The sequence below is a fragment of the Streptomyces sp. NPDC088354 genome, from assembly GCF_044753585.1.
In the GTDB taxonomy this organism is placed as follows: Bacteria; Actinomycetota; Actinomycetes; order Streptomycetales; family Streptomycetaceae; genus Actinacidiphila.
In genome coordinates this window covers 1-14,672 of the sequence record NZ_JBIVNJ010000003.1, presented here as the reverse complement: position 1 = coordinate 14,672, position 14,672 = coordinate 1, and the positions used below count along the sequence as shown (strand labels likewise).

Annotated in this window: 17 protein-coding genes; 6 read left to right on the top strand and 11 right to left on the bottom strand. The window is 73.4% G+C overall.

What is annotated here, in order from left to right; translation table 11 throughout:
- Nucleotide 1: 1 nt before the first annotated feature.
- Entirely contained in the window at nt 2–361 is a 360-nt protein-coding gene (locus tag ACIP98_RS06245; protein ID WP_319665961.1) for a DUF427 domain-containing protein, read from the bottom strand.
- Nucleotides 362–513: 152 nt separating this feature from the next.
- Between ACIP98_RS06245 and ACIP98_RS06240 the strand changes: the two genes are divergently transcribed.
- Entirely contained in the window at nt 514–933 is a 420-nt protein-coding gene (locus tag ACIP98_RS06240) for a hypothetical protein (RefSeq protein ID WP_401974005.1), read from the top strand.
- A 15-nt stretch (nt 934–948) separates the two neighbouring features.
- On the opposite strand, the gene ACIP98_RS06235 is transcribed toward ACIP98_RS06240, so the two are convergent.
- The 6 genes from ACIP98_RS06235 to ACIP98_RS06210 form a co-directional block, all read right to left on the bottom strand.
- Nucleotides 949–1,782 (bottom strand): endo alpha-1,4 polygalactosaminidase, encoded by an 834-nt coding sequence (locus ACIP98_RS06235; RefSeq protein ID WP_401974003.1) that lies wholly within the window; start codon nt 1,780–1,782, stop codon nt 949–951.
- Between the two features lie 68 nt (nt 1,783–1,850).
- Nucleotides 1,851–2,120 carry a hypothetical protein gene (locus tag ACIP98_RS06230; RefSeq protein WP_319665966.1) on the bottom strand — a complete coding sequence of 90 codons (270 nt, stop codon included), beginning with the start codon at nt 2,118–2,120 and terminating at the stop codon, nt 1,851–1,853.
- A 433-nt stretch (nt 2,121–2,553) separates the two neighbouring features.
- On the bottom strand, nt 2,554–2,853 hold the full coding sequence (locus ACIP98_RS06225; protein ID WP_401974001.1) for a hypothetical protein: 300 nt from the start codon (nt 2,851–2,853) through the stop codon (nt 2,554–2,556).
- Nucleotides 2,854–3,259: 406 nt separating this feature from the next.
- Nucleotides 3,260–3,427, bottom strand: a complete 168-nt coding sequence (locus ACIP98_RS06220) for a hypothetical protein (protein ID WP_319665968.1) — start codon at nt 3,425–3,427, stop codon at nt 3,260–3,262.
- Entirely contained in the window at nt 3,424–4,827 is a 1,404-nt protein-coding gene (locus ACIP98_RS06215) for an OFA family MFS transporter (RefSeq protein WP_319665969.1), read from the bottom strand. The genes ACIP98_RS06220 and ACIP98_RS06215 overlap by 4 nt, the downstream gene beginning before the upstream one ends.
- Nucleotides 4,828–4,872: 45 nt before the next feature.
- The gene (locus ACIP98_RS06210) at nt 4,873–5,778 is read right to left on the bottom strand and encodes a helix-turn-helix transcriptional regulator (protein WP_319665970.1); all 906 of its coding nucleotides are present in this window, start codon (nt 5,776–5,778) and stop codon (nt 4,873–4,875) included.
- A 269-nt stretch (nt 5,779–6,047) separates the two neighbouring features.
- On the opposite strand from ACIP98_RS06210, the gene ACIP98_RS06205 reads away from it, so the two are divergent.
- A complete protein-coding gene (locus ACIP98_RS06205; RefSeq protein ID WP_319665971.1) occupies nt 6,048–7,319 on the top strand; it encodes a cytochrome P450 in 1,272 nt (423 codons plus the stop codon).
- Complete coding sequence (locus ACIP98_RS06200; RefSeq protein ID WP_319665972.1) at nt 7,312–7,680, top strand: antibiotic biosynthesis monooxygenase family protein; 369 nt, start codon at nt 7,312–7,314, stop codon at nt 7,678–7,680. Before ACIP98_RS06205 ends, ACIP98_RS06200 begins: the two co-directional genes overlap by 8 nt.
- Nucleotides 7,681–7,773: 93 nt before the next feature.
- On the opposite strand, the gene ACIP98_RS06195 is transcribed toward ACIP98_RS06200, so the two are convergent.
- Nucleotides 7,774–8,664: a chitosanase gene (locus ACIP98_RS06195; protein WP_319665973.1), complete on the bottom strand. Its 891-nt coding sequence runs from the start codon at nt 8,662–8,664 to the stop codon at nt 7,774–7,776.
- Between the two features lie 247 nt (nt 8,665–8,911).
- Here ACIP98_RS06195 and ACIP98_RS06190 point away from each other — a divergent pair, with 247 nt between their 5' ends.
- A complete protein-coding gene (locus ACIP98_RS06190; RefSeq protein ID WP_401974413.1) occupies nt 8,912–11,101 on the top strand; it encodes a SpoIIE family protein phosphatase in 2,190 nt (729 codons plus the stop codon).
- Between the two features lie 93 nt (nt 11,102–11,194).
- On the opposite strand, the gene ykgO is transcribed toward ACIP98_RS06190, so the two are convergent.
- A complete protein-coding gene (gene ykgO, locus ACIP98_RS06185; protein ID WP_319665974.1) occupies nt 11,195–11,317 on the bottom strand; it encodes a type B 50S ribosomal protein L36 in 123 nt (40 codons plus the stop codon).
- 142 nt (nt 11,318–11,459) lie between these two features.
- Between ykgO and ACIP98_RS06180 the strand changes: the two genes are divergently transcribed.
- Nucleotides 11,460–11,945 carry a DUF1003 domain-containing protein gene (locus ACIP98_RS06180; RefSeq protein ID WP_319665975.1) on the top strand — a complete coding sequence of 162 codons (486 nt, stop codon included), beginning with the start codon at nt 11,460–11,462 and terminating at the stop codon, nt 11,943–11,945.
- Here the strand turns inward: ACIP98_RS06180 and ACIP98_RS06175 are convergent.
- Entirely contained in the window at nt 11,928–12,275 is a 348-nt protein-coding gene (locus ACIP98_RS06175; RefSeq protein ID WP_401973997.1) for a hypothetical protein, read from the bottom strand. The genes ACIP98_RS06180 and ACIP98_RS06175 overlap by 18 nt on opposite strands.
- A gap of 37 nt (nt 12,276–12,312) precedes the next feature.
- Entirely contained in the window at nt 12,313–12,498 is a 186-nt protein-coding gene (locus tag ACIP98_RS06170; protein ID WP_319665977.1) for a hypothetical protein, read from the bottom strand.
- A 208-nt stretch (nt 12,499–12,706) separates the two neighbouring features.
- Between ACIP98_RS06170 and ACIP98_RS06165 the strand changes: the two genes are divergently transcribed.
- The gene (locus ACIP98_RS06165) at nt 12,707–14,473 is read left to right on the top strand and encodes an ABC transporter ATP-binding protein (RefSeq protein ID WP_319665978.1); all 1,767 of its coding nucleotides are present in this window, start codon (nt 12,707–12,709) and stop codon (nt 14,471–14,473) included.
- Nucleotides 14,474–14,672 lie beyond the last annotated feature (199 nt).

Here is a 14,672-nt window from a genome sequence, read left to right as displayed (position 1 = left end):
GTCAGGCGCCGTCCGTGACCTTGATCTCGGCGATCGTGTCGTAGAACGACAGGTGGTCCTTGATCTCGGGCACCGTGCCGATCGGCTCCGGGTAGGCCCAGGCCACGTCGGTGTGGTCGCCGTACGACCAGTACGAGGCCAGGCCCTTGAACGGGCAGGTGGTGTGGGTGTCGGTCGGCCGGAACAGCGTCAGGTCGACGTCCTCCGGCGGAATGTAGTAGCGGACCGGCAGGCCCGTCTCGTGGACGAGGAGCGGGCGCCGGGTGTCGGCCACCACCTGCCCGTCGATCTCGACCCGCACGTGCTGCGTACCGGGCACCGCCTTGACGGTGTGGCCCTGGGTGCTGTGGGTGGACGCCATGAGGCTCCCCTTTTCGTTCGGCTCTCGTCGTGCAACCTCGCGGAACGGGAGCGCATTCCCCGGGGCGGTGTCCCCCGCATGCACGTATCCGCGTGACCGAAACCGCGTTCGCCCGTTGGCCCTGCAAGATCGCAGCCAAGGAGGAGCGTGAGATGAGCACCCGACGTCACCAAAAGGGCCGCAAGCACCGCACGGTCAACCGGACCCCCCGCCCTGTCGCGGCCGCCGCCCCGGTCGCCGGACGGCCCGCCTCCCGCCCGGCCTCACCTGCCGCCCCCGCGGCGGCGGCACCCGCCGCCGTTCCGGCGCCGGCGGCGGCCCCCGCGCCCGCGGCCCCCGCGCCGCGGTCGGAGCAGAGCCCGGAGCGCCAGCCGGAACCCGCCCTGCCCCGTACCGCGCTCAAGACCCTGGAGCAGCTGCGTGCCGCGGGCGGTGACGGCACGACCATCGACGACCTGAGCGCCAGCGTCGGGTACCAGCCGGCCACCATCGTGCGCCACATCGACACCCTGGTCGCCGCGGAACTCGTGCACCAGCGCGAGGGCCGCTGGTACGCGGTGTCCGGGGGGTGAGGTGGCCGCCGCCGCTCAGCAGGTGCGGAAGACGTGCCCGCGCTCCCCGGCGGGCATGACGTCCCGGTCCCGCAGCACCACCGAGAGACGGCCGCCCCAGCGGCGGCACGTCCGGCCGAAGTCGGCCGCGGTGTAGGCGACGACCAGGACGCGGTCCGCGTAGGCGGCGGCGTAGTCGCCGCACTCGTCGAACTCCCCGCACTCCTCGGCCACGGCGAAGTCGAAGCCGATGGCCGTGTGCCGGGGGAGCAGCTCGGCGGTGTTCTTCTGCGCGACGGCCAGTCCCGCCGCGTGCGCCCGTGTCACCAGGAGCCGGGCGTACGCGGCGTTCTGAGCGGCGGTCAGCAGACCTCGGGAGCGCTCGAAGGAGTCGAGGTTGTCCGGTTCGACGGCCTGGAAACCGCGCTCGGCGCAGTCGTCGATCCAGCGGCCAACGACCGCGGCCAGCGCGGTGCGCCGGGCGGCCGTCGAGACGTCGAGCAGGACCTCGTGCCAGTCCTCGTCGACGACCGGGGCACCGTGCCGGTCGCGCAGGAGCAGGTCGGGGTGGTGCCGCTGCCACCACGGCGCCGCGTCGGGCTGGGCCTGGAAGGCGTTGACGTAGCAGACGGAGTAGACCCCCGGGGCGGGCCGGTCGGTGCGGTCGCGGGAGACCACGCGGACGCCCTTCGCGGGCGGGTAGCCGCCGCCGATCTGGTAGTCGAAACGCGCGCCGGCCGCCGGCGGGGTCACCGGGGCGCCCCGGGAGGGGCGTGGGACGGTGCCGCATCCGGCGGCCGCGGCGGCCAGCGCCAGCGCGGTCAGGAGGGCCGCCGCCCTGCGCGGTGGCGGAACGGCGGAGGCGGGCACGCGGGCTCCTGGGGGACCGGGGACGGGACGTCCATTCTCGTGCCCCCGCAACGGCGGTCGGGCACCGGTCAGAGGATGCCCCCGCCGCCGCTCCAGTGCGGGCCGGTCATCCAGAGCAGGGCGACGAGGGTGTCGATCGCTCCCAGGACCACGGCGATCAGCGGCAGCAGCGGCTTGGCGCCCCGCCAGGTGCGGCCCATGGCGAGCCAGCCGCAGACCACGGCGGCCGGGCCGAGCAGGATGCCGAGCACGAAGAAGCCGGCGACGGCGCATATCAGACCGATGATGCCGAGCGTGTCGCGGTCGGTGCCGGTGCTCGTCCGGGGGCTGTGGGGCATGGTTCGCTTCCTCCGTGTCCGGCGCTCGACGGCGCGAGCGCGCGCGGTGCTACGGAATCCGGTTACCCCGCTCGGCGGCCGCTTAGTGCCCGTCAGGTCACCGGCCCGGAGGTGGTGGTGAAGCCGCCGAGGCGAGGCCGACCGGCCGGGACGCGCACCCGGGTTCCGCGGAGCGCAGCCGGGGTCTGCGGCCGGACCGCGCCTCGGCCCCGGCCGTCCCATCGCGTCGGCCGGCCACCGCCGGGAGGCGCCCTCAAGTGCGGTGCGGCGCACGGCGGAAATTGGTCCTCTGGATCGGCGCGGTCGAGCTGCCCGGACGGTTCGGCAATTCCCCGGGCCGCGGGGTTGGAGGAGCCGCGGGCCGGAGGAGCGCCGCGGGGCGTGCGGGCGGCTGACGACAGGGCCAGGGCCCTTCGCCGCGTCGCCCGCGGGATCACGGTCCGTCCGCGGGCGTGGGCCGGCCCGGCCACAGCGTCAGGGCGGAACCGGCGGCGAAGGCCGGCATCGTGAACACCCCACGCGGCCAGAAGATGTGGCTGCCCTTGAAGGGCCGGCACGCGGCGAGCAGGACGGCCGTCGCGGGCACGGCCCGCAGTCCGTCCCGGACGCCTCCGCGCGGCAGCAGCGCCGCCCCCGTCGCGAGCACGGCCCCGGCGAGCGTCCGGACACCCGCCCGGCCGAGGGCGGCAGCGGTGGCGAACAGGCGCTTCGGCAGGGCCTCCTGGCCGGGCACGCTCCGCTCCCGCGCGGTTCCCCCGCGATGCCGGCGACCGCGTCCGGGCCGGTGGACGGGACCGCGTAGCCGTTCGCCCCCACCGGGGCCGGCGAGGCGGCCGGGCCCGCGGCGCCACGCCGATGGTGGCCCCGCCGCGGCACGACCGGGCCGGGCGGCAGGAGGGGAACAACGGCGGCAGCCGCACGTGCGGTAGGGCCCAGTCGTGCGCCGTCGCGGCGGTCGGTGTGTACGGGTGCACCAGGAGGCCGGCGGCCGCGAGGGCCGGCGGTACGGCCGTGACCAGCGCGGTCCCGGCGGTGCGGGAGGCGGGCATGCCCGCGAGCGGACGAGTGCGCCCGCGGGCCCGCCCGGCCCCGGCGGAAGGGGTGGGGATTCCGCACCGACCACGGCCGGCCGCTGCGGTTCAGCTGCCGAACAACTGCTTGAGCTTGAGGGCCAGTTCGTACACGCCGTAGGCGAAGGGGGCGCCCACCCACAGCCAGGCGAGCGCCATCAGGGGGCGGCGGTCCGGCGTCCCGCCGGTGATCGGTGCGGTCGCGGCCGGTGCGGGCGGCGTGGACGGTTCGGTCATCGGACGGCTCCTTCCGACTCGGGGCCGGGCGCCTCGACGGCGGATCCGGCCGAGGGGCCGTCGTGGTGACGGGAGTTGACGGGCCGTACCAGTTCGTTGGCGACGAAGCCGACGACCAGCAGTGCCATCATGATGACGAAGGACGTGGTGTAGAGGTCCGGGCCGGTGCGCCCGGCCGACTTCTCGTGGTCGGCGATCGCGTTCACGATCAGCGGCCCGAGCACGCCGGCGGTGGACCACGCGGTCAGCAGCCGCCCGTGGATGGCGCCGACCTGGTAGGTGCCGAACAGGTCCTTCAAGTACGCCGGGATGGTGGCGAATCCGCCGCCGTAGAAGGACAGGATGACGGCGGCGGCCAGGATGAACAGTGGCTTCGAGGAGTCGCCCACGAGCGCGATCAGCAGATAGAGCAGGGCGCCCACGCCGAGGTACACGCGGTAGATGTTCTTGCGCCCGACCAGGTCGGAGGTGGCCGACCAGGTGATCCGGCCGAGCATGTTGCCGAGCGACAGGACGCCGACGAAGCCCGCGGCGGCCGTGGCCGCGACCGGCGTCGAGGTGTCCGCGAAGAAGTCGGTGATCATCGGCGCGGCCTTCTCGAGGATGCCGATGCCCGCCGTCACGTTCATGCAGAGCACGACCCACAGGCACCAGAACTGCGGGGTGCGCAGCGCCGTGCGGGCCGACACCTGGGCGGTCGTGACCAGGGGGCGCACCGCGTCCGCGGCGGGCGTCCACCCGGCCGGCCTCCAGTCCTCGGCCGGTACCCGCACCAGCAGCACGCCGAAGGTCATGAAGACCGCGTAGACCAGGCCCATCACCAGGAAGGTCTGGGCGATCCCCGAGGTGTCGGCGCCGAAGGACGACAGCATCTGGGTCGACCAGGGCGAGGCGATGAGGGCGCCGCCGCCGAAGCCCATGATGGCGATGCCGGTGGCCAGCCCGGGGCGGTCGGGGAACCACTTGATGAGGGTGGAGACCGGGGATATGTAGCCGATGCCGAGTCCGATCCCGCCCACGAAGCCGTACCCGAGCACGATCAGCCAGTACTGGCCGGTCGCGGCGCCGAGCGCGGAGATGAGGAAGCCGGAGGAGAAGCAGAGCGCGGACACGCACATGGCCCAGCGCGGGCCGTTGCGCTCCACGAGGGTGCCGCCGAAGGCCGCGGAGAGCCCCAGCATGACGATCGCCAACTGGAAGGGCAGTGCCGACTGGGTGCCGCTGAGGTGGAGGGAGCCCTCCAGCGGCGGCTTGAACACGCTCCAGGCGTAGGCCTGACCGATCGCGAGGTGGATCGAGAGTGCCGCGGGCGGTACGAGCCACCGGCTCCAGCCGGGCGGTGCGACGGTGCGGGCGCGGCTGAGCACGGCGGGGACGGACGTTAATGCTGATGGGGCCATGACATTCCTTCCTGGCGACACGTAGCCCCGTGGACCGTACAACTTTCATCCATCCCTGGGTAGGGCCTTTTCCGAAGTGCCCTGCGCCGATGCGGAGGTGACGGAGGAGTCGGAGGAGTCCGGTGTGGCGTCGGACGGGACGAGATGGCGCAGCAATTGGAGGCTCTGCTCCGCCGCGCTGCCGGGCGCGGCGTGGTAGACGACCAGCAACTGCCCGTCGGCGCCGGTGACCGCCAGCTTCTCGTAGTCGAGTTCCAGCGGTCCCACCTGCGGATGCAGGAGCCGGCTGGTGCCACTGGTGCGCGGCTTCACGTCGTGCCGGGCCCACAGGCGGCGGAACTCCTCACTGCGCACCGACAGTTCGCCCACCAGCTCGGTCAGCCGGGCGTCGTTCGTCTCCGGACCGGCGAGCGCCCGGAGGGAGGCGACGGTCCCGGCGATCGTGCGTTCCCACTCGCCCTGCTGGTACATCGCCCGTACCGCCGGGTCGAGGAAGGCGGAACGCAGCAGGTTGGCGCCCTTGACGTAGTGCGGCGACAGGGCGGTGGCGAGCGGATTGGCCACCAGGACGTCCAGGTGGCGGCCCTGCACGAACGCGGGCGTGGACATCGCCAGCACCAGCCGGCGGGTGCCCTCGGCGACGCGTTCCGGCCGCCGCACCGGGGCGCGGCGGCGCCGGGGCCGCGCGAGCCCGTGCAGATAGCCCGTGGCGTCGGCGTCGAGCATCAGCACGCGCGCCAGCGCGTCCAGGACCTGCGGCGAGGGGTGCTGGTCGCGGCCCTGCTCCAGTCGCAGGTAGTACTCCGAGGAGATTCCGGCCAGCAGCGCGACCTCCTCGCGCCGCAGCCCCGGCACCCGCCGCCGCCCGGTCGGCGGCAGGCCCGCGTCCTGCGGGCTCACCAGGCCGCGGCGGGCGCGCAGGTAGGCGCCGAGGTCGTTCGAACCGCTCATGCGTTCCACCCTAGGCGGTCACACGTGGCGCAACCTGGCCCTGCCACTACCCGTCTCGGGCCCGGGCCGGTGTTCGTTCGCTCGCGCGTTTCATCCATTTGCCCCCTTCCGGATTTGGACCGCGGGGAGTCTTCCTACGATGTCCGAAGACGGCTTTTCCGGTGAATCGTCCACTGATCTCCGGTGTGCCCCACAGGATGCGCGGATGTGACCGTGCCGCACGCTCCCCGCTGCAGTGACCGACGGCAGCCCGAATGTCAGGACGAGCCATGACACACGCATCCACCCCCGGCGACGCGGCCGCCGCCGTCGCGGAGGGGAGAGCGGAGTTCCGGGTGGACCCGCACCCGGTCTACGCGGCGCTGCGGCAGGCGGCACCGGTGTGCCCGATGCGCCCCCCGCACGGTGTGGAGACGTACCTGATCACGCGGTACGACGACGCCCGCGCGGCGCTGGCGGACCCACGGCTGAGCAAGGACATGTACGGCGCGATGGACGCCTACCAGCGCATCTTCGGGGACTCCTCCGTCGCGCTCGACGACAACATGCTCTTCTCGGACCCTCCCAAGCACACCCGGCTGCGCCGGATCGTCAACAGCGCCTTCACCCCGCGCCGCGTGGAGGCACTGCGCCCCCGCATCCAGCGCGTGGCCGACGAACTGCTGGACCGGTGCCCGACGCGAGAGCCCGTCGACCTGCTGCCGCGGTTCGCCTTCCCGCTGCCGCTCAATGTGATCTGCGAACTCCTCGGGGTACCGGAGTCCGAGCGCGAGCAGGCCCGGCACTGGTCGGCGACCGTCGCGCAGACCGGCTTCGGCCCCGAGGCCCGGCGGGCGCTGGAGGCGGCCGAGGGGGCGCTGCGCGACTACCTGGTGGAGCTTGTCGCACGCAAGCGCGCGCACCCCGGCGACGACATGATGAGCGCGCTGGTCAGGGCCCAGGACGAGGGCGGGGCCATGACCGACCACGAACTGATCTCCACGGCCTGGGTGCTGCTCTTCGCCGGGCACAAGACGACGGCCTACCTGATCGGCAACGCCGTCCACCACCTGCTGGCCCACCCGGACCAGGCGGCCGCGGTCACGCGCGACCCGGAGCTCTGGCCGCGTGCCGTCGAGGAAGTGCTGCGCTTCGAGGGCTCGGTGGAGAACGCCACGTTCCGCTACGCCGCGGAGGACGTGCAGATCCGCGACACGCTCATCCCCAAGGGGGCGCTGGTGCAGATCGCCATCGCCTCGGCGAACCGTGACCCCGCGGCCTTCGAGGACCCCGACCGCTTCGCCGTCACGCGCGGGGACGCCGGCTCCCACGTGGCGTTCGGGCACGGCCCGCATTACTGCGTCGGGGCACCGCTGGCCCGGCTGGAGACGCGGATCGCCCTGGCCACGCTGTTCGGCCGCTTCCCGCACGTGGCGCCCGGCACGCCGCCCGGGCGGGCGCGCTGGCTCACGGTCCCCTTCCCCGCGTTCCGCGGCCTCGCGGAACTCCCCGTGACGCTCGACCCCCCACCGCTCCCGAACGACAGGAACCGACGTGATTGAGCTCGCCGACGTCGACGAGACGTCCCCGTATCCCAAGCAGCTGCTGGAGGAGACCGGCCCGGTGGTCCTGGTCAACACCATCGTGGCGCCGGACGGCAAGGTGGCGGAGGTGCTGGCCGCCTGGACGCAGGACTCCGTGTACTTCAAGCGCCAGCCCGGCTTCATCTCCGCCCAGATGCACAAGGGCGTCGGAAGCAGCCGGGCACTGATGAACATCGCCGTCTGGGAGTCCGCCGGGCACCTGCACGCGGCGCTCACCAGCCCCGAGTTCGCCGGCGCCGCCGAGCGCTACCCGGACGGCACGGTGGCCCACCCGCACCTGTACGAGCGGCTCGCGGTCCAGGGCGTCTGCGTCGGCTGACCGGCGAGTCCGCCGGCGCCGCCACGGGCGCCGGCGCGGACCGGGCCGGCCTCCTCGCACGGGGGGCCGGCCCGGTCCTGTGGTGCGGTCGGGTCACTGGTTGATGGTGTAGCTGTCCCCGTAGACCTTCCACTTCAGCGGAGGGGTGAGGTCGAAGTTGCCGTTGTTGAGGAAGACCCGCTGCTCGGTGTCGACCCGGGAGGTGTCGCTGTGCGCCTCCTCGGTCTTCATGGCCGCCTTGCGGGCGTCGAGGAAGGCGTTGATGTACGCCTTCTCGTCGCCGCCCTGTGCCGGGCTCTTGGCCTTGGACAGGGCCGTCTTGCGGATGCCGCCGAAGCTGACCTTGTCGTCGCCGGGGCCGTGCATGACTATCGCGTCGTAGTACGCGAACTGGCCGAGGGCGCGCAGCCCGTCGGCCTTGGCCTGCTGGACCGAGGGGTTGAAGTACACCCGGTCGCGCTCGTCGTTCTGGGCCTGCTGGAAGGCGGTGTCGGCGGCGGCCGTGCGCCAGGCGCTCACGAAGCCGGAGCCGAGGCCGCTGTGCGAGTCGGTGCCGTTGACGGCGCGCAGCGCCGGGAGGTAGCGGGCGAGGACGTTGTCCGGCTTGCGGTCGGTGTAGAGCTCGACGAGGTCGAGCATGTCACCGGTGCCGGAGCAGAAGCCGATGATGCCCGCGGTGTAGCCGCGGCCGTCGCCGATGTCCTCGATGTACTTGTACTGGGCCTTCCAGTCCAGCGAGGAGTTCTCGGCGCTGGACACCAGCTGCATCGCGATGTCCTTCTCGTGCGGGTCGTCGAGGCCGGTCGCCGTGGCCCTGGCCGCCGTGGCGGCGTGGGCGGTCGCGGCGGCGGCCGGGGCGGGAGCGGCGGACGCGAGCGAGCCGACGCCCACGGCGAGCACGCCGGCCGAGAGGACGGCGGTCGCGCCGAGCGCCACGCGCTTGCCGCTGAGGGTGCGTGCATGACGGTGTGGGGGGAGCTGCACGGGGGTCTCCGGGGGGTCAGAAGTTAGGAAACCTTCCTAACAGCGCCACATTGAAGCATCGCTCCGTTCGAACGCCAAGAGGATGGAACAAAAACGCGGTACTCCATCTGTGCGACACCGCAAGGGAGTTGGCACCGCGCCGGAGCGGCCGCAGGGCCGGGGACGCCGGGGTCCGCGCAGGTGGGACCGCCTCCCGCATGCGCGGAGCGCCGCCCGGATGCAGGCTGGACCGAAAGAGCCGGAGGAGGTGGTCCCCGTGCCCGACGGGACGCCTCCCGGCCTGCCGTACCCGGCCGACGGGGGGACGGCCGGGGGCGCGCTGCTCTCCCTCGCCCTGGCCTCGATGATGGACGACGTCCACGCCCACGCCGGCGCCGTCTACCTGCTCGCACCCGACGAACCGGTCCTGGAGATGGCCGTCACCGCGGGACTGCCGCGTGCCTTCGCCGCACCGTGGGAGCGCATCGGGCTCGCCTCGCGGCTGCCCGTGGCCGACGCGCTGCGCGAACGCCGCCTGGTCTGGATCGGCAGCGAGAACGAGATGGCGCGCGTCTACCCGCGGATCGCGCTGGTGCTGCCCTACCCGTACACCATGGCGGCCATGCCGGTCGCCACCGACGAGACACCCTACGGCGGGATCTTCGTCATCCTGGCCGCCGCGCATCCGCCGGAGCTCGGTGACCTCGAACGCGACCTGCTGTCCTCCGCCTGCCGGCGGCTGGCCCTGCGCCTGGAGCGCGAGGCCGGGGCCGGCCGCCCGGTGCGCCGCGAGCCCGGCACCCTGGACGCCGGCGAGGCCGCACCGCGGACCGCCGCGACGCCCCTCGTACAGGCCGAGCACATGGTCGGCCGGCTTCCGGAGGGGCTCTGCGCGCTCGACCTGCACGGCCGTGTCACCTTCGCCAACGCCGCCGCGGCCAGGCTCCTCGGGGCCCCCGTCAAGGCGCTGATCGGCGCCCAGCTGTGGACCGCGATGCCCTGGCTCAACGACCCGGCGTACGAGGACCGCTTCCGCGGGGCGCTGATCAGCCAGCGGCCCATGTCGTTCGTGGCGCTGCGCCCGCCGAACGACTGGCTCGGCTTCTCCCTCCACCCCGGCACCGACGGCGTGACCGCGCGGATCACGCCCGCCCCGACCACCTCGTCCGGCGGCCCCGGCGACCCCGGCGGCGAGGGGGGCCAGGAAGACCCCGGCGACCCCGGGGCGGGCGGCCCGGGACGGCTGGTGACCATCTCCCACCTGCTGAACCTGGCCGTCGCCATGACCGAGGCGGCCGGGGTGCAGGACGTCGTGGACCTGCTGGCCGGCGAGATCGTGCCCGCCATCGGCGGCCGCACGGTCGCCCTGCTGGCCTCGGAGGGCGGACGGATGCGCGTGCTGGGGCACCGCGGCTACCCGGACCCGCGGATGCTCGACCACTTCGAGGGGCTGCCGCTGACCGCGCCCACCGCGAGCGTGCAGGTGCTGGTGCGCGGGGCGCCGTCCTTCGTGGAGTCCCCGGAACGTCTCACGCAGCTCTACCCCGACCGGCCGGCCGTCAGCGACGGCATGGCCTCATGGGCGTTCCTGCCGCTGATCGCCTCGGGGCGGGCGGTGGGTACCTGCGTGCTGGGCTACCCCGAGCCGCACGCCTTCTCCGCCGACGAGCGCGCCGTACTGACCGCCCTCGGGGGCCTGATCGCGCAGGCGGCGGAGCGCGCGCGGCTGTACGACATCAAGCACCGCCTCGCGCACGGACTGCAGGCGGCCCTGCTGCCGCACACCCTCCCGTCGCCGCGCGGCCTGGAGGTCGCCGCCCGCTACCTGCCGGGCACCGAGGGCATGGACATCGGAGGCGACTTCTACGACATGGCCGGCGCCGGTGACCGGGTGGCCGCGGTCGTGGGCGACGTCGAGGGCCACAACGTCAGGGCGGCCGGCCTGATGGGCCAGGTGCGCACCGCGGTGCGCGCGTACAGCGCGGCCGGGCAGTCGCCCGGGCAGGTCATGGAGTCCACCAACCGGCTGCTGGTCGACCTGGACGCCGGGCTGTTCGCCAGCTGCGTCCACCTGCACCTGGACCTGCCGCGGCAGTGCGCCCTCGTCGCCCGCGCCGGGCATCCGCACCCGCTGCTGCGCGAACCGGACGGAGGTGTCAGGGTGCTCGATGTCGCCGGTGGCCCGCTGCTGGGAGTGGAGAGGGACGCGTGCTACCCCTCCACCGAGGTCCCCTTCCCGCCGGGCTCGGTGATCGCCCTGTACACCGACGGCCTGGTCGAGACACCGGGCACGGACATGGACGACGCGCTCGCCGACCTCGCCGAGCACCTCGCGCTCACCGGGCACCTGCCCCTGGAGGACGTGGCCGACGGCCTGCTCGCGCACACCGCCGGACGGCGCGGGGGCACCGACGACGTCGTCCTGCTCCTGCTGCGCGCGCGAACCCCCGTGACGTGACCCGCGGCAGCCTGCCCCGAACCGGCCCGGACGCGCGGACGGGCGCCGTGCCGCCCTGCGGCGGCCCACGGCGCCCGTTCCCGGAGCGGCGGCTCAGCCCTGGCGGGCCTTGAACCGCGGGTCCCTCTTGTTGATCACGAACACACGCCCGCGGCGGCGGACGATCTGCGAGCCCGGCGCCTTCTTCAGGGAGCGCAGTGAAGCACGTACCTTCACGGTGACTCCTTCCGTTCGTCGTGGTGGCGGCGGATCCACCGGATCCACCCGATCCGGCCATGTCAACGCACCGGGGGGCGCGCTTCTTCCCGGTTCCTCACCCGGTGACCTCCCGGCGACCGGCGCCGGGCAGGATGTGACCATGACGTCCCACCGCGACGGCGCACCGCCGCATGTGATCACCGCCCTGCCGCACGAGCAGGACCTCTTCGCCCGCGGTCGCGGTCTCCAGGACCGCGTGGCCGACGTGATCACCCGTTTCGCCGGGTCGATGGGCTTCGTCTACGTCCACGTGGTCTGGTTCACGGGCTGGATCCTGGCCAACGAGGGACTCCTCGGCCGGGCCGCGGTCTTCGACCCGTTCCCCTTCGGGCTGCTGACGATGGTCGTCAGCCTGGAGGCGATCTTCCTGTCGACGTTCGTCATGGTGAGCCAGAACCGGCAGGCGGCGCGCGACACCATCCGGGCGGACCTGGACTTCGAGACCAATGTGCGCTCGGAGGTCTGGTCGACGCACATAGGACGGGCGCTCGGGCTGGACCCCGTCGAGATCGAGCGGGACGCGCAGCGGCTCATCGCCGAGAGCCGGGCCAAGATGGCGGACCAGGCGTCAAAGCCCCCTGCCTGAGGGGCTGTCGTCCCCTTCGTTCGTGGTGTCGGCGGTGCCGTCGTGGTCCGCGTCCCGTCCCTCGTCGCCCATCGGGCCCGGACTGCTGAAGTCGGGGCTCGAGAAGCCGGGCGACTCGAAGCCCGGGGACTCGAACGCGGGCGACGTGTGCCCGGGGCCGTCCGCGTCCGGCAGTTCGGGCTCCGGGACCTCGTACTCCGGGACCGGCGGGGCCGGCGGCACACGGCCGCCGTCCTCCCCGCCGGTGGACGTGGAGAAGCCGGGGCTGGAGAAGCCCGGCCGGTGCGGGCCGTGCTCCTCCGGCGCGGACTCCTCGGGGCGCTCGGTCATCGCTGCCTCCCCTCCGGTCCTTCGCGGTCCCGCGGTCTCAGCGCCGCCGGCCGCGGTAGCCGGACCAGCGGGCACTGGTGCCCAGTCCGCCGAGGTGCGCGGCGACCAGCGCCAGCCCGACCAGGAGCAGGCTGGTCGGCGTGAACACCGCGTCGGTGTGCGTGCCGGTGGCGTTGATGATGAAGGCGATCACGAAGACGACCGTCGCGATGATGGCCAACATGGCTGACTCCCCAGGGGTTTGCGGGCGCCACGTCGCGCCCTGTCCTCCACCGGCTTCCCCCGAAGCACGTCTCCAGTCGACCGGGACCGGACAGCCGCCGCTCCGCACCTGACCGTGGCAGCGCGCGCACCCTAAGATCCCGCCTTGACCCGACGATGAGCCAGCGCCGTCTCATCCCCTCGCACCCACGTGCTCCCGGAGTCCCCGCATGGCCTCGCCGCACGGCCCGCTCGACCACCGCTACCGCGGTGAGCACCCGATCCGCACCCTCGCCTACCTCTTCCGCCACGACCGCGGGCGATTGACCGTGGCGGTGCTGGCCTTCATGGTCAAGCACACGCCCATCTGGCTGACCCCGCTGGTCACGGCCCAGGTCATCGACGTCATCGTGCAGCACCGACCGCTGTCCGGCATGATGCTCGGCACCGCGGTCCTGCTGCTGATGCTCCTGCTCAACTACCCCTTCCACCTGCTCTACGTGCGCTGCTGGTACGGCAGCGCGCGGCGCACCGGCATGCGGCTGCGCTCGGCGCTGTGCCAGCGGATGCAGCAGCTGTCCATCGGCTACCACTCCCGGGTCAACTCCGCGGTCCTGCAGACCAAGGTGATCCGGGACGTCGAGGCGATCGAGCAGGCCGTGCAGCAGACCGGCGACATGGGCCTGTCGGCCCTCGCCACCCTCAGCGGGGCGCTCGTGGTCATCGCCGTGCAGACCCCGTCCTTCCTGCCGGTCTTCCTGGTCGTGGTGCCCGCGACCTCCGCCCTGGTGATGTGGCTGCGCGGCCGGCTGCGCGAGTCCAACGAGTCGTTCCGCCAGGAGGTCGAGCAACTGTCGTCCCGGGTCACGGAGATGACGACACTGATCCCCATCACCCGCGCGCACGGGCTGGAGTCCACGGCGCTGCGCCGCGTCGACGGCACGCTCAGCCAGGTGCTCACGGCCGGACTGCGCCTGGACCGGCTCAACGGCCGCTTCGGCTCGCTCGCCTGGATCATCCTCAACGTCCTGGGCACCTGCTGCCTGCTCGGCTCCGCCCTGGCCGCGTACTACGGCTGGCTCGGGGTGACCCCCGGCGACGTCGTCATGCTCACCACGTACTTCTCGTCGCTCACGGCCGCCGTGACCACCCTGCTCAGCCTCACCCCGGTGGTCAGCAAGGGCCTGGAGTCGGTGCGTTCGGCCGGCGAGGTGCTGCAGGCGCCCGACCTGGAGCAGAACGCGGGCAAGACCGCGGTGGACGCGGTCCGCGGCCGGATCGACTTCCAGGGCGTCGGGCACGTCTACGAGGACGCTGGACGGCACTCCGTGCGGGACTTCACGCTCTCCGTCCGGCCGGGGGAGACCATCGCGCTGGTGGGCGCCTCGGGCGCGGGCAAGTCGACCGTGCTCAACCTGGTGATCGGCTTCCTGCGGCCCACCGAGGGCCGCATCCTGCTCGACGGGGCCGACATGGAGAGCCTGGACCTGCGCAGCTACCGCCGCTTCGTGTCCGTCGTCCCCCAGGAGTCGATCCTCTTCGAGGGCACCATCCGCGACAACGTCGCCTACGGCATGCCGGGCGTGGCCGAGGAGACCGTACGGGAGGCGCTGCGCGCCGCCAACGCCATGGAGTTCGTGGAACGCCTGCCGGCCGGCCTCGACACGGTCGTCGGCGAGCGCGGCGCCCGCCTCTCGGGCGGGCAGAAGCAACGGCTGGCGATCGCCCGCGCCCTGATCCGCGACCCGCGCGTCCTCGTGCTCGACGAGGCGACCTCGGCCCTCGACTCGCGCTCCGAGGCGCTGGTGCAGCAGGCCCTGGAGCGGCTGGTGCGCAACCGGACGGTCTTCGTCGTCGCGCACCGGCTGTCCACGATCAGGAACGCCGACCGGATCGTCGTCATGGAGGACGGCCGGATCACCGAGACCGGGACGCACGACCAGCTGCTGCGCTCCGGCGGCTCGTACGCGGCGTTGCGCAGCGCCCAGACGGCCTGAGGCGGGGGGGGGGGGGGGCGCCGGGGGGGGGCCCGCCCCCCCCGGGCCCCCCCCGGCGGGGGGGGGGGGGGGGGGGGGGGGGGGGGGGGGGGGGGGGGGGGGCCCGGGTCGCGGCTTGTCCGGGTCAGCCGCTGACGGCGGGGATCACCGTCGAGCCGTACACGTCGATGACCGACTCCTTGGTGTCCTGCATGTTGTA